Origin of the sequence: Paenibacillus sp. USDA918EY (assembly GCF_009870825.1) — a bacterium.
Classification (GTDB): Bacteria; Bacillota; Bacilli; order Paenibacillales; family Paenibacillaceae; genus Paenibacillus_AQ; species Paenibacillus_AQ albilobatus.
Genome location: NZ_WTWY01000003.1, coordinates 1 through 13401 on the forward strand (window position 1 = coordinate 1; position 13401 = coordinate 13401).

The following is a 13401-nucleotide window of genomic DNA, read 5'->3' on the forward strand; positions in this document are numbered from 1 at the left end:
CGGTGACTGTTGATATTGGCCGCGATCCCGTCACCAACAAGCGAAAACAAAAGGAACTCAGTGGATTTAAGACAAAGCGGGAAGCTGAGAAGGCTGCAGCAGCGTTGATCACAGAAGTCGAAGAAGGAACTTTTGTTCAAGAGAAGAACGTCACCTTTGGGGATTTTGTAAAGACGTGGCTTGAAACGTACAAAAAATCAGGAGTTAAAATGAGCACGATCCGCGTGCGGGAACATGAATCAGGCCGTCTTACAAAGTATTTTGAAAACATGAAAATGAAGGACATCACCCATAAGATGTACCAGGATGCGATAAACGATCTGAAAACCAACGGCCGCTTATCTCATAACACAATTTCTGGCGTTCATTCAACCGGAAAAATGATATTCAGTAAAGCGGTTGAACTGAAGGTGATTAAAGCTGATCCTACTCAATTCGCAAAGCTGCCGCGGAAGTTAACGACGGTCGAAGAGCTTGAGCAAGAGGAAGAAGTTGTGAAGTACCTCGAAAAAGGCGAACTCGCTTTATTGCTGAAGACAGCCCAAGAGCAAGGCTTCCAGCAGGACTATCCGATATTTCTCATTCTGGCCTACTCCGGAATGCGCGCCGGTGAACTTTGCGCGCTCCGTTGGTCCGACCTCGATATGGACGAGCATACCATCAGCATTACCAAGACGTATTATAATCCGTCAAACCGGGCACAGGAATTCTACCTTTTAACGCCAAAAACCAAACGATCAAAACGGAAAATTGACGTAGAGCCCATTGTAATCGAGGCATTGAAGCAACATCGCACATGGCAAAAAGAACTGATGATGAAATACCGGAAAACTTATTACAAAGGCGATTTCGTGTTCACGAGAACTGATCCTTTGAACGTAGGATATCCAATATACATCAGAACGATTGAAAACCATATGCGGAGGCTCCTGAAACTGGCGGGCCTGAATGAAAGTTTGACCCCCCACTCATTACGCCACACTCATACATCACTATTGGCCGAAGCCAGCGTAGGCCTGCAGGAGATCATGGAACGACTCGGCCATAAAGATGACAACACCACTCGAAATGTATATTTGCATGTAACAAAAGAAAAGAAAAAAGAAGCTTCGCAGAAGTTTGGCGAATTAATGCGAAGCATCTAATCATGCTACCCAATGTGGGGAAAATGTGGGGAAATGCACTTCCCCACAAATTTATTCCCTTGTATATCAAGGATTTTTAAGGAGTCTTGCATCATGGGTTATATCCAACACGGTACCTCCGCATTTCGCAAAACGAGCTTGGCCCTTTTTGCAGGGGGGTTTAATACGTTTGCCATCCTTTATTATACCCAGCCGCTGATGCCCGAGTTCTCCAAGGAGTTTGGCATTTCCCCGGTGACCGCCAGCCTTTCGCTGTCGCTGACGACGCTGGTGCTGGCGTTCAGCATGATCATCGTGGGCTCCCTCAGCGAATCCTGGGGACGCAAGCCGGTCATGACCGTCGCCATGATTGCCGCATCCGTTCTGACGCTTGCGACCGCGTGGGTTCCGAATTTTCACATGCTGCTGATCTTCCGGATCATCCTGGGCGCCGTCTTGGCCGGCCTTCCGGCCATCGCGATGGCTTATCTGGGCGAAGAAATCGCCCCAAGCAGCCTGGGGGCGGTGATGGGGCTGTACATCAGCGGCAATTCCATCGGCGGCATGGGCGGCCGCGTGATCACCGGAGCGCTGACGGATTTGTGGAATTGGCGGATCGCCGTCGCCGCGATCGGACTTCTCGGCCTGATCTTCAGCTTCGTCTTCCTGGCCCTGCTGCCGCCGTCCCGGCATTTCGAAGCCCGGCCGCTGCGGTTCAAGCCGCTGCTGCGTTCGCTTGGCAGCCAGTTCCGGGATCCCGGCCTGCTTATTTTGTACGCGCTTGGCTTTTTGCTGATGGGCAGTTTCGTTTCGCTGTACAACTACATCGGTTACCAGCTGATCGCGCCGCCTTATTCTCTCAGCCAGACGCTGGTCGGATTCATTTTTATCGTGTATATCGCCGGAACCTTCAGCTCAACCTGGATGGGAAAAATGGCCGATGCGCACGGCAGGCCGCTTATGCTGCGGATCGGACTCGCCATTTTTCTGAGCGGCGCGCTGCTTACGCTGAGCCCGGTGCTGGCGGTCAAAATCGCCGGCATCATCATTTTCACCTTCGGATTTTTTGGCTCCCATTCCATCGCCAGCTCCTGGATCGGCATTCGGGCCAAACATGAAAAAGCGCAGGCATCCTCGCTTTATTTGTTTTTTTATTACGGTGGTTCGAGCGTCGGCGGCACGCTGGGCGGCACCTTCTGGGGGGCGTACGGCTGGCGCGGCGTGGTCGGCATGATCGCCGGCTTCCTGGCTGCCGCGCTGCTGCTGTCCACGCTGCTTGCCAAGCTTCAACGGCGCCATGCAGCCGCATGACCAGCACACCCTTTAAACTACAAAAGCCGGGCTTATGAGCGTAAACCGCTCTGCCCGGCCTTTTTAGCCTGAAATCTTGAAATGGCGAACTATCGCATCAGCAGCTGTACGAACAAGACCCGGACGAGCCAGATGATCAGGCCCAGCAGCAGCAAAAATTTCCCGGTATTGCGTTTTTCCTCGTGATCGCCCAGGAGGGCCACCAGACCGCCGACGATCATGCCCAAAATCGGATAGATGACCGTCGCAACCACCAGCATGGCCATCAGCCAGCCGTTGCCGGATAGATCCAACCGAAGCCCCCGGCTTCGGGAAGGAACATATGGATCTTCTTCTTCGAAAGTATCGAATTTTTTGCCCGTTTTTAAGGGGCGCACGGCTTTGACCTGCTCAAGCGAAGCGCCGCAAACGATGCAGGAACCGGCTTTTTCATCGTTCGATGCGCCGCATTCGTGACAAATTTTTACAGGCAACCCACTCACCCTTTGCATACCCTATCGGTTTTCTTCAGTATAACAAAAAATGTAAATCCAGTCGCCTAACCGACCAACAGCGGGTGATTGCATATAAACGGCGAAACTTACGATCGGCTTATGGCTCGAACTTTTCCAGCACGATGACCGCATTATGTCCCCCGAAACCGAAGGAATTGGATATGCCGACGCGAACGTTTTTCTCCCGGGCTTCGTTCGGCACAAAATCCAGGTCGCATTCCGGATCGGCCGTCTCCTGGTTGATCGTCGGCGGGATTTTGCCTTCGCGGATCATCTGCACCAGCGCGATCGCTTCCACGCCGCCGGCGGCGCCAAACATGTGGCCGATCATCGATTTGTTGGCCGTTACCGGAATCCGGTGGGCCGCTTCCCCGAACATCCGCTTAATGGCCGCAACCTCGGACCGGTCCCCAACCTCCGTGCTCGTCGCATGGGCGCTGATCACGTCCACGTTTTCGGGCTCTATGGCCGCCTCTTGCAGCGCCAGCTTCATGGCCAGATAGGCCCCTTTTCCTTCCGGATGGGAAGCAACGATGTGGTATGCGTCGGACGTCGCGCCGTACCCGGTCACTTCCGCGTAGATCTGAGCACCGCGTTTTTGTGCATGGGACAAGCTTTCCAATACCAGGATGCCTGCTCCCTCCGCCATGACGAATCCGTCCCGCCCGGCATCAAACGGCCGGCTTGCCCGGGCGGGATCGCCGTCCCAGCCTGAAAGCGAGGTCGAGTTGCCGAATCCGGCCATCGATATTTCCGAGATCGCAGCTTCGGCGCCTCCGGCCAGAATAACGTCCGCACCGCCTGCGCGGATCAGCCGGAATGCTTCGCCGATCCCCGTGTTGCCGATCGAGCATGCCGTTACGGGGGAAAGGGTCGGGCCCTGCGCTCCCGTCCGAATGCTGATCATCGCGGCAGCCATGTTGGAGATCATCATCGGCACCAGCAGCGGGCTGACGCGGGACGGACCGCGCGAACGAAGAACCTCCGTCTGCTCCATCAAGGTGGATATGCCGCCGATGCCGGAGCCGACATAGACGCCCATCCGCTCCTTGTTCACCTGCTCTAGCGATAGGTTCGCGTCCCGAATCGCATCTTCTGCGGCCGCCAGCGCAAACTGGCAGAAACGGTCCATGCGCCGGGCTTCCTTTTTGCCGAAACGGGCATCGCCGTCAAAATCGCGCACCACGCCCGCCAGCGACGTTTTCATGCCGGAAGTGTCCCAATCGTCGATCCGTGAAATTCCCGACTTTCCTTGCAGCAGCGCATTCCAAAATGCCGAAACGTCGTTACCCAGCGGCGAGACCAAACCCGCTCCAGTGATGACAACTCTTTCCATACGCAAATTCCTCCTGTAGAATCCTTTATGGCATTATCTTTTCACAGGTGTTATCCTATTACAAGTTGTTCTTTATCCTAGTATAATGAATACTATGCTGATATTTTGGGAGCTGAAACGATTTCATTCGAAGGGAGAAATACGATGAACCGCGACACCCGTCTCAAGGCGCTGTCGGCCTTCCTGACCGAGCAGCGCGCCAAAATCCAGCCCGAAACGGTCGGTTTGCCTTCAGGGGGACGCCGCCGTACGCCCGGGCTGCGCAGAGAAGAGGTCGCCCAGCTGGCCGGCGTCAGCAGCACCTGGTATACGTGGCTTGAGCAAGGCCGGGACATCAACGTTTCCTCGTCGGTGCTCGACTGTATCGCTTCCGCCCTGCGCCTGACGCCCGACGAGCGGAAATATTTGTTTGCCCTGGCCATGGAAACGCCGGCGAGCTCCATTTTGACGCAGCAGGAGGAGCCCAAGATCAGCCCGTCGCTGCAAAAAATGGTGGACGAGCTCCACTACTGCCCGACGATCATTTCCGACCGCCATTGTCAGATCGTAGGCTGGAACCGTGCGGCCTCCCACGTGTTTCTGGCCTTTGAACGGATTCCGCCGAAGCAGCGGAACATGATCCGCCTGCTGTTCACCCGCAAGGAATTCCGGCGGCTCGCGGTCAATTGGGAGCATTTTGTGATGGGTTTTCTTTCGATTTTCCGTTCCTATTACGGGCAATACGTGGAAGATGCCTGGTACGAGCAGTTTTTGCAGGAAATGGAGCAGGTCGATCCGGAATTTCTCCCTTTATGGAAGCACAGTCAGGTCAGCAGCGCACCGGAGGTCGTCATCGAATTCCGGCATGCCAAAATGGGAAAAATGCTCTTTGACCTGACTTCGCTCCAAGTCCAGGGCGGGGCCGATCTCCGCTGCAGCGTATACACGCCTGCCGCCGGCTCCTCGACGGAAGCCAAGCTCAAACGGCTGATGAAAACATCGGCGGATGAAATGAACGTTCGGGGAGGATAAAATCATGGCTTTTGGTATAAACCGGAAAGAACTTGAAGCTTGGAAGCAGGCGGTCAACCGGGGCGAAATCGCGTTTTTGACCCATTTCTGGCTTGATCCGCGATTTCCGGGAATGACGACCGTAACCAAAGTGGGCTGCTCGGACCTGCAACGGCTCAAATCATGGTGCGAGACGCACGGTTTGCCCTCCCGGCATATCCATAACCGGAATCCGTTTCCGCATTTTGACTTGATCGGCCCGAAGCAGAAGGAAATTTTGATCGAGGAGAAGCTTTGGGACCATGTGGAGCGGTTTAAGCTATAACCGCGGATTTTGGCAAACGAAAAACAGCCCGTCCCTCCGCTTGTTCAAGCGCGGCGACGCGGCTGTTTTGCTGTCATCGATATGCATTTTTATCGCTTTTAGCGGCCTGCTTTAAAGCTCTCTTCGGCAGAAAGTCCAAGCTTTTTCAAAAGCTCGACGGCCTGTTTTTTCTCGTCCTCGTTCAGTCCTTCGACCGCATGAACAAGCACCTGCTGATGGTTCGGGAAAATCTTCCCGAAGAAATCGCGCCCTTCATCCGTCAGGTCCGCAAAAATGACGCGGCGGTCGTCCGGCGAGGCTTTGCGCACGAGCAGATTTTTTTTCTGCAGCTTATCGGCCACGTAAGTAATGTTTCCGCTGGAAATAAGCACCTTCTCGCCGATTTTTTGCAAAGGCTGCGGCCCTTTGTGGTACAGAAGATCAAGCACGCCAAACTCGGTGGTATTCAGCCCGTGGCTTTGAATATCGCGCGAGGAATGGGCTACGACCGAATTGTACGCGCGCGCGAGCACGATAAAGAGCTCCAGGGACAATTCGTCATTGTTCATTTTGTCTGCCATACGAGAAACCTCCAAAACTACTATCTTAATATAAAGATAGTGGAAAGCCGCCAAAATGTCAACGTCCGTTTACGTCCGGCGGATTCATGACGGTTACAGTACCGTCCTGACGCCCGATGACGGCCCGGGAAGCCATTCCGATAAACAGGCCGTTGTCCACGACGCCCGGCAGCGCCAGCAGCGTCCGGTGAAGCTCTGCGGGGTTCTCGATGACGCCGAACCGGCAGTCGGCAATGTAGTTGCCGTTATCCGTCACGTAGATGCGCTCGCCGTCCGTTCTCAGCATCGGTTTGGCCCCGAGTTTTTCCAGCGCGGCCATCGTCCATTCATTGGCAAAAGGAACGATTTCCACCGGCAGCGGGAAGCTGCCGAGCTTGTCCACGAACTTGCTTTCATCGGCGATGACGATCAATTCCTTGCTGTGGTACGCCACGATTTTCTCGCGCAGCAGCGCACCGCCGCCGCCTTTGATCAGGTGAAGCTCGCGGTCGAGCTCGTCGGCGCCGTCGATCGTCAAATCCAGCCCGTCGATGCGGTCAAAAGGAATCAAAGGGATGCCTTCCTCCTCCGCGAGCTTTTCCGAAGCCTTGGACGTCGCGACCGCCCGAATGTTCAGTCCCGCCCGAACGCGCTCGCCGATTTTGCGGATGGCCCAATAAGCCGTCGAACCCGTTCCCAGCCCGACGCGCATGCCGTCCTTGACGTATTCCACCGCTTTTTCCGCGGCCAGCTGTTTCATGTTCATACTCTCCACGCTCCTCAATCATGATTCATTCGATATTTCGGTTCATTAGGGATCTTGCCCATGACCTGATATAATCAGACATAAGATGACAGTCTTTGGAGGTATCGAACATGAGAACCGAAAATCAGATCAAATCCAAAATCAATGAACTTACGCTGCAAAAGAAATCCCTTATGGCCCGCATCGATTCGGCAGAACCGGACACGCCGGCGCATGCCTCGCTGAACGCCCAGCTTCTTCGGCTCGAAGACATGATCAGCATGCTGGAATGGGTGCTGCACGAACCGAGCGGAAGTTATCATATGTAGCGGTTGCCTGTGCGCTAACGCCGCAGTCTCCGCTCAAGCCGGACGACGGCTTGTTTTTCTTCCTCGTTCAAAATCGCCCCATCGAAGGCTGCGATGCGGACCGTCTCGCCCTTGGACGCCAATCCGGAGCAGGTATGCTCCATAATCTGCACCGCATGCTCCAGCTGCAGCTCGCCGATCGTGCCGTTCACCCGGCTTAAACGAACTTGCACCGTTCCCTCGGCTTCGCGGTACACCGCCTCAAGCAGCGGAGTCGCGTTTGCGCCTTCGCCTGTTTCGGCCTGGCGTTCGACCTGCACCGTGTACGAAGAAACGGCGGGAACGTCGCCTTTTTTGTCCTTCTGCTCCGCAATGATTCTCGAATTTCGCCATGCGAGGTAACCTGCCGCCGCAAGGATCAAAATTCCTATCACATATCCGACATAAACTAACAAGTCTTCACCTTCATCCATTCCATTCGTTTCGGCGTGCCGCCATCCGTCTAGGCATCATGCTAAAGCTTTTTCAGCATGTGGATGTCTTCGGGCTCCATTTGGAACAACTCTTCATCCACCTGGTCGGTCACTTTGCCGCCGTTGGCCATGTAAAAATGAACCGCCGACTCCGTTTCCGTGGAAGAGATGTACAAATAGGACGCTCCGCGTTCTTTCGCCGCCTTGGAAAGCTCCTCCATGATTCGCGTTCCGATGCCCTGCCTGCGGTACGGGCGGCTGACGTACATCAGATCGACCTGCAGCCGGTCTTGATTTTCGCCGCGGAAACGGTGCCCGAGCACGCCGAAACCGGCGAGCGTATCCCCGTCGAAAGCCCCGTAGGCCGTTCCGCCGCGCTTCAGCTCATATTCGAAACGTTCCATCATTTCCTGCGCATGCCTTTCATCCCAGGTCGGGCATTCATGCCCTGCGGGGACGGCTTCAAGCACGCCATCGTTTATTTTATAAATGCTTCCGATCGTCTCCGATCTGTCGATTTGCCGGATCAAGCCGGATTCATGAAGCTGCATCGTTCTAATGATCATCGTTTGTTTCCTCCAATATGTGTGTTAGAATCCCTCCCTTTTGCCATAGTTGAATTTGGAAATGCGATGCGTCTTTTTGGAATAACCGTACACCCTCCTTTTTGATCCTATTATACGAGGATATTGCAAAAATCCAAAGAGCGACTTTCAATCATATATGAAGCGAAAATGTTTCGTCCGTCTAAATATTGGACCCGGGAACGGCCGGAATCGAATTTTGCAAAATCCTGATACAAAAAAAAGAGCCTGCGGCTGAACAAGCCGAGGCCAAAAAATAATGAAGAGAAGTCTACATTCATACATTACCCTGCGCAGCGGTCGTTAACCCGCAATCCGCCACGAAAAGGTCAGAGATTCGCCGCAGACTTTTGGGTCTCGTAAAGCGGCGGCTTTTTCTGTCTGGAAAACCGGATTTGCGGAATGGCGATCCCGATAAAAATCAGCACGATGCCCATCCATTGCAGGCCGCTGACGTGTTCATGCACGAGAAGCACCGACGCGACCACCGCAGCGGGCAGCTCGGCGGCGCCAAGGATCGCTCCGGTTCCCGATCCGACCTTCGGCATGCCGATCGCAAAGAAAACGACGGGGATCAAAATGCCGAGAAAACCCAGCGTGATGCCATATTTCCATAAACCGGCGCCAAGGGCCCCATCCCATAAAAACGTTGGAGAAAACACCGACAACACGATCACGCCGGAGCCCGTCGTCATGAAAAAGCTTTTATTGAAAGCAGGCACTTCCGTTCCTACACGCCCGCTGACAAACATGTACAGCGCAAACGTAAAGGCGGAGAGCAGCCCGAAGATGACGCCTTTCATGTCCAGCGCTCCGCTTTGTTGACCGATGACGCCTCCGGCGAGCAGCGTTCCCGCCAACAGCACAATGATGGAAGCGATTTTGCTCTTATTCGGGAAACGCCGGTCCGCTACCGCCTCCAGCAGCACGCCGATCCAGGTGAACTGGAATAAAAGGACGACGGCGATCGATGCGGGCAGTAGCTCAACGGCTTTTCCGTAAAATACCGAAGTGCCGCTCATCGTGATCCCGACGGCCAGCAGAGACAGCCACTGCTTCGGGGACAGCTTTTTGCGCGAAAAAAGGAGCATTAAGATGAGCAAAAATGTCCAGCCGAATACGTATTGCCCGCCCAGCATTTGGCTGACGGTAAAACCTTCCTTCATGCCGACCTTCATGATCGAAGACAGCAAGCCGTAGCTGATCGCCCCGATCAAAATGAGCAGCGAATATTTAAGTTTGTTCATGTATGATTCCCCCTTTGATGCAAGCCGCGCAACAACCAAAAACCCCCCGTCGGAATAGACAGGGGGCGAACGAAACCGATGGCCGAGCCATCGTTAAAATTTCGCCACTCGCGAACGAATCGGAGTTTAAGACAGGTGCTGCGTCATAGTTTATGTTGCGTATCTCGTTGCCTTCAAGATTGAATATTAAAACATTCTTCCGGGGGCGTCAATGAGTTACGTTACCAGAATAAAGGATGTCCTGCCGGACGGGTCAAGCGGATAGATTTCTTCCCAGCCTCCGTCCCTCCGTGCCCATATCCGCTGGTTCCGGCTTCCCCGGAACGGAATGGACAAGTCCCGCTGCTCAAGCTGGAAGCGGCCGTCCACCAGCACGCCGCAGCAGTCGAGAAGCTCCTGTTTGTGGCGGTCGCCGCTTGCAAGCAGCTCCTCGAGCGTGTAGCCGGTATACGCCCAAATATGCTTCCCCCGCCCTTTCAGCTCCCTTGCCGCCAGGCTCATGCCCCGCGCCTGCAGGAAAGGGTCGCCACCCGAAAGCGTTATGTCCGTCAGCGGGTTGCTCCCCGCTTCCCGGACGACTTCGGCGATGCTCAAGCGCCTGCCGCTGCGCAGCTTCCACGATTCCGGGTTGTGGCAGCCGGCGCACCGGTGCGGACAGCCCGCGCAAAAAATGACGGTACGAAGCCCTTCGCCGTCCACGACGCTGTCATGTACGATATCCATAATCCATACCGTTGCCTCCCCTTCACGGGAAAATGCCGGAACAAACTCCGTTTCCGTACCCATATGCCTTCTCGCTCCTTATCTGCCATGTTTCAGACGGTCGGCTTCCTCCGCGCGTTTGGCCGAATTCCATTTGTCCATATCGCCGACTAAATACCCGGTGATCCGCCGAATCCGCTCGATCTCCGCACCGCCGCATCCCGGGCAGCGGTCGTCGATAATCCCGCCGTGGCCGCATGTTTTGCAGCGGTCGACCGGGTGATTGATCGAACCGTAGCCGATCCGGTTCTCGGCCATGCAGCGCACGATCCGGTCCAGCGCCGCCACGTTGTGAATAACCGATCCGTCCACTTCGACGTAGGTGATGTGTCCGGCGTTGCAAAGCTCATGGTACGGCGCCTCCAAACGGATTTTATCCGCCGCCTTGATCGGGAAATAAACGGGGATGTGGAACGAATTCGTGTAATAGTCGCGGTCCGTGATGCCCGGGATGGTCCCAAACAGCTCCCGGTCCTTGTTCACGAATTTTCCCGCCAGTCCTTCCGCAGGGGTTGCGATCAGCGTAAAATTCAGCCCGCTGTCCCGCGTCTCGCGGTCCATCCGTTCGCGCATGCGGCGGATGATCCGAAGCCCTTGCCGCTGCATCTCCTCGTCCTGGCCGTGATGGCGGCCGTAGAGCGCCGTCAAGGCTTCGGCCAGCCCGATGAAGCCGACGCTCAGCGTCCCCTGCTTAAGCACGTCGCCCAGCCGGTCATCGGGCCGCAAACGTTCCCCGCCCCGCCATACGCCTTGGGAATACAAAAAACGGAAGTTCCCGGCCTGCCGGCCTGCCTGGTAGCGGAAACGGTCATGAAGCTGGCGAACCGCCACGTCCATCGCTTTTTCGAGTCTGCGGTCAAACTCCTCCGGACCGGCGGACAACAGCGCAAGCTTGACAAGGTTAACCGACGTAAACGACAGGTTCCCGCGGCCGACGGCGGTTTCCTCCCCGTTCACGTTTCCCATCACGCGCGTCCGGCAGCCCATGTAGCAAACCTCGCTTTCCCGCGTTCCCCGGTCGTAGGCTTTATTGAACGGCGAATCGAGAAAGGCAAAATTCGGGAACAGCCTGCGGGCGGTCGTTTCAAGCGCAAGCTTATACAAATCGTAGTTCGGGTCCTCCGGCCGGAAATTCACCCCGGATTTCACTTTGAAAATTTGAATCGGAAAAATCGGCGTTTCGCCGCGCCCGAGTCCGCGCTGGGTCGCAAGCAGCAGCTGCCTTGTCAGCATCCGGCCGCAATCGGACGTGTCCGTCCCATAGTTGACCGATATGAAGGGCACTTGTCCGCCCCCGCGGGAGTGCATCGAATTCGCGTTATGAATGAATGCTTCGCAGGCCTGATAAACGTCCCGCTCCGTCATGCTCCAAGCTTCCCGCTCCAGGTCGAAATCGTCCCGCAGCGGCAGCTCCCGCAGCATGCGAAGCTTTCTTTCGTACGTTTTCCGCACATACGGCGCCAAATCGGCATCAAACATCGGAAAAGCTTGTCCCCCGTGCTGCTGGTTCTGGTTGGCCTGCAAAATGATCGAAGCAAGCGCCATGGCGCTTTTGATGTCCTGCGGCTCGCGCATATGGCCATGGCCGGTGTTAAACCCTCCCCGCAGCAGCTTGCCGAGCGGAATTTGGCAGCAGGTGGTCGTCCCTGCGGCATAAAAATCGAGGTCATGGGGATAGATCAAATTTTGTTCCATCGCTTCCCGCACTTCCGGCGCCAATAAATGCTCGACCGTGTACATTTTGGCGCTTTCGCTGGCAAACTTGCTCATGAGCCCCATCGGCGATTTCCCGTCCACGTTTGCGTTTTCCCGAAGCACATCCGGGCTGCCGGCTTGCAGCATATCATGAAAGGAACGCCAAAGATGTCCGGTCCGATCCTGTTCGTATGTCATCATTACAACTTCCTCCTTACGGCGATAATGGGATGGGCCGCCCATCCGACACCATATATAGTACTCAACCATTCGAACCAACACTATATATATTGTCACACCCCGATAATAACAAAAACGTCTATCGACGTACTAAAGGAAGTTTTTCTTGCAATATCAGGAAGCAACGGCTCTGTAGTTTATGCTTTCTGTTATTATGAAAAAAGCTGCGCCCTCTGACCGGCCGGGTTCAGGAACGGACAAGCGTCATCTCCGGCATAAACAGCGGGCCGGGCATAAAGCCGAGTCGGTAACACAACGACTCGATCGGATGGCCGTGCATGATCCGAATGCGGACAAGCCGCTCCCCGTTGCGGGCCAAAACGGTCATGGTCCTTCCCAGCATACGCGTCGCCACTCCCCTGCCCCGGAACGCAGGCAATACGGCCAGCCCGTCGATTGTCGGGCATCCTTCCGCGTATCCGATCAGGCATACGCCGATCAAAGCGCGCGTGGCGCCGTCGTAAACGAGACTGGATGCGTCAAGCCCGGCCTTCGAGCTGCGGGCTGCCCATTCGCGAAGCCGGTGCAGCGTCTGCGCGAATGAGGGTGGCGTCAGCTCCGGTCGTCCCGCTTCCGGCGCATGCTTGAATAGCAAAAGCCCGGCTTCGCGTTCCAACGCCATCCTTGCCCCGGCCGAATCCCGCAGGACTTCTACCGGGCGCCATGCCAGCGGATCGGGAAGCATATCCGCAAATTCCGCGGCTGGGCGCTGCATCCAGCGGAATCTGCCCGGGTCCGGCCGGAATCCTGCCCGGATGTACGCCTCCGCGCAGTCGTCCGGGACATCCCATGCCCGAAGCGGCTGCCCCGGCCCGCCGACCCGACGCAGCGCTTGCGCGATCCGCCTGATCAGCTCCGCATCGGTCCGAAAAGGCGGAAGCGCAAAAAGATGCCGGAACGCCCCGGCCGACAAGGCAAGTCCGCCTTGAACGGCCTCATCCCTTTGAAGCCAAAAGGGCTCATCCCCCGCAGGAAGAAGGCCTCCGGCGCCGTTCCCGTTCCGGTAAAAGCCGACCGTCGCCTGATGATAATAGACGCCGGCATACGTCTCCCATTCCGCAGCCTCGGCCCTGCGCAAGCAAAAACCCTCCCCAAGGTCGAGATGATGCAGTTCTTTCAGCCGCTCCTTTTTGTCCACGCCGATCGCTCCCTTCCGCCTAAAAAGACCTCCTCTTTAGCTTACGACCCCATTGTCCGTTTTCATGCCACTAATCAGGCAAGGTCGTTT

The 13401-nt window shown here is 55.7% G+C and carries 15 protein-coding genes; 5 read left to right on the plus strand and 10 right to left on the minus strand.

Annotation, left to right across the window (positions count from 1 at the left end; genetic code table 11):
• Nucleotides 1–2: 2 nt before the first annotated feature.
• Both GQY55_RS07735 and GQY55_RS07740 read left to right on the plus strand, forming a co-directional pair.
• Nucleotides 3–1145: a tyrosine-type recombinase/integrase gene (locus GQY55_RS07735; RefSeq protein WP_160039882.1), complete on the plus strand. Its 1143-nt coding sequence runs from the start codon at nucleotides 3–5 to the stop codon at nucleotides 1143–1145.
• Nucleotides 1146–1238: 93 nt separating this feature from the next.
• Nucleotides 1239–2435 (plus strand): MFS transporter, encoded by a 1197-nt coding sequence (locus tag GQY55_RS07740; RefSeq protein ID WP_160039884.1) that lies wholly within the window; start codon nucleotides 1239–1241, stop codon nucleotides 2433–2435.
• 89 nt (nucleotides 2436–2524) lie between these two features.
• Here GQY55_RS07740 and GQY55_RS07745 read toward each other — a convergent pair whose 3' ends face one another.
• Together GQY55_RS07745 and fabF are read right to left on the minus strand one after the other, a co-directional pair.
• Nucleotides 2525–2908, minus strand: coding sequence for a hypothetical protein (locus tag GQY55_RS07745; protein WP_160039886.1), 384 nt, complete (start codon nucleotides 2906–2908; stop codon nucleotides 2525–2527).
• A 118-nt stretch (nucleotides 2909–3026) separates the two neighbouring features.
• Nucleotides 3027–4265 (minus strand): beta-ketoacyl-ACP synthase II, encoded by a 1239-nt coding sequence (gene fabF / locus GQY55_RS07750; protein ID WP_160039888.1) that lies wholly within the window; start codon nucleotides 4263–4265, stop codon nucleotides 3027–3029.
• A gap of 144 nt (nucleotides 4266–4409) precedes the next feature.
• Here fabF and GQY55_RS07755 point away from each other — a divergent pair, with 144 nt between their 5' ends.
• On the plus strand, nucleotides 4410–5276 hold the full coding sequence (locus GQY55_RS07755) for a helix-turn-helix transcriptional regulator (protein ID WP_160039890.1): 867 nt from the start codon (nucleotides 4410–4412) through the stop codon (nucleotides 5274–5276).
• Between the two features lie 4 nt (nucleotides 5277–5280).
• Nucleotides 5281–5580, plus strand: a complete 300-nt coding sequence (locus tag GQY55_RS07760; RefSeq protein ID WP_160039892.1) for a hypothetical protein — start codon at nucleotides 5281–5283, stop codon at nucleotides 5578–5580.
• Nucleotides 5581–5678: 98 nt separating this feature from the next.
• Here GQY55_RS07760 and GQY55_RS07765 read toward each other — a convergent pair whose 3' ends face one another.
• Nucleotides 5679–6140, minus strand: a complete 462-nt coding sequence (locus GQY55_RS07765) for a MarR family winged helix-turn-helix transcriptional regulator (RefSeq protein ID WP_160039894.1) — start codon at nucleotides 6138–6140, stop codon at nucleotides 5679–5681.
• Nucleotides 6141–6198: 58 nt separating this feature from the next.
• Nucleotides 6199–6885 (minus strand): ribose-5-phosphate isomerase RpiA, encoded by a 687-nt coding sequence (gene rpiA, locus GQY55_RS07770; RefSeq protein ID WP_160039896.1) that lies wholly within the window; start codon nucleotides 6883–6885, stop codon nucleotides 6199–6201.
• Between the two features lie 110 nt (nucleotides 6886–6995).
• On the opposite strand from rpiA, the gene GQY55_RS07775 reads away from it, so the two are divergent.
• The gene (locus tag GQY55_RS07775) at nucleotides 6996–7193 is read left to right on the plus strand and encodes a hypothetical protein (RefSeq protein ID WP_160039898.1); all 198 of its coding nucleotides are present in this window, start codon (nucleotides 6996–6998) and stop codon (nucleotides 7191–7193) included.
• A 14-nt stretch (nucleotides 7194–7207) separates the two neighbouring features.
• On the opposite strand, the gene GQY55_RS07780 is transcribed toward GQY55_RS07775, so the two are convergent.
• The 6 genes from GQY55_RS07780 to GQY55_RS07805 form a co-directional block, all read right to left on the minus strand.
• Nucleotides 7208–7606 (minus strand): hypothetical protein, encoded by a 399-nt coding sequence (locus GQY55_RS07780; protein ID WP_236575483.1) that lies wholly within the window; start codon nucleotides 7604–7606, stop codon nucleotides 7208–7210.
• A gap of 80 nt (nucleotides 7607–7686) precedes the next feature.
• Complete coding sequence (locus tag GQY55_RS07785; RefSeq protein WP_160039902.1) at nucleotides 7687–8211, minus strand: GNAT family N-acetyltransferase; 525 nt, start codon at nucleotides 8209–8211, stop codon at nucleotides 7687–7689.
• Between the two features lie 347 nt (nucleotides 8212–8558).
• A complete protein-coding gene (locus tag GQY55_RS07790; protein WP_160039904.1) occupies nucleotides 8559–9476 on the minus strand; it encodes an EamA family transporter in 918 nt (305 codons plus the stop codon).
• Nucleotides 9477–9692: 216 nt separating this feature from the next.
• Entirely contained in the window at nucleotides 9693–10262 is a 570-nt protein-coding gene (gene nrdG, locus GQY55_RS07795) for an anaerobic ribonucleoside-triphosphate reductase activating protein (protein WP_160039906.1), read from the minus strand.
• Between the two features lie 15 nt (nucleotides 10263–10277).
• On the minus strand, nucleotides 10278–12134 hold the full coding sequence (locus GQY55_RS07800) for an anaerobic ribonucleoside triphosphate reductase (RefSeq protein ID WP_236575484.1): 1857 nt from the start codon (nucleotides 12132–12134) through the stop codon (nucleotides 10278–10280).
• 226 nt (nucleotides 12135–12360) lie between these two features.
• Nucleotides 12361–13311 carry a GNAT family N-acetyltransferase gene (locus GQY55_RS07805; RefSeq protein ID WP_160039908.1) on the minus strand — a complete coding sequence of 317 codons (951 nt, stop codon included), beginning with the start codon at nucleotides 13309–13311 and terminating at the stop codon, nucleotides 12361–12363.
• Nucleotides 13312–13401 lie beyond the last annotated feature (90 nt).

Excerpts from the sequence above, each read along its gene's own strand:
- GQY55_RS07740 (WP_160039884.1), top strand. The coding sequence starts at position 1,239 with ATGGGTTATATCCAACACGGTACCTCCGCATTTCGCAAAACGAGCTTG.
- fabF (WP_160039888.1), bottom strand. The coding sequence starts at position 4,265 with ATGGAAAGAGTTGTCATCACTGGAGCGGGTTTGGTCTCGCCGCTGGGT.
- GQY55_RS07755 (WP_160039890.1), top strand. The coding sequence starts at position 4,410 with ATGAACCGCGACACCCGTCTCAAGGCGCTGTCGGCCTTCCTGACCGAG.
- GQY55_RS07760 (WP_160039892.1), top strand. The coding sequence starts at position 5,281 with ATGGCTTTTGGTATAAACCGGAAAGAACTTGAAGCTTGGAAGCAGGCG.
- GQY55_RS07765 (WP_160039894.1), bottom strand. The coding sequence starts at position 6,140 with ATGGCAGACAAAATGAACAATGACGAATTGTCCCTGGAGCTCTTTATC.
- rpiA (WP_160039896.1), bottom strand. The coding sequence starts at position 6,885 with ATGAACATGAAACAGCTGGCCGCGGAAAAAGCGGTGGAATACGTCAAG.
- GQY55_RS07775 (WP_160039898.1), top strand. The coding sequence starts at position 6,996 with ATGAGAACCGAAAATCAGATCAAATCCAAAATCAATGAACTTACGCTG.
- GQY55_RS07785 (WP_160039902.1), bottom strand. The coding sequence starts at position 8,211 with ATGATCATTAGAACGATGCAGCTTCATGAATCCGGCTTGATCCGGCAA.
- GQY55_RS07790 (WP_160039904.1), bottom strand. The coding sequence starts at position 9,476 with ATGAACAAACTTAAATATTCGCTGCTCATTTTGATCGGGGCGATCAGC.
- nrdG (WP_160039906.1), bottom strand. The coding sequence starts at position 10,262 with ATGGGTACGGAAACGGAGTTTGTTCCGGCATTTTCCCGTGAAGGGGAG.
- GQY55_RS07800 (WP_236575484.1), bottom strand. The coding sequence starts at position 12,134 with ATGATGACATACGAACAGGATCGGACCGGACATCTTTGGCGTTCCTTT.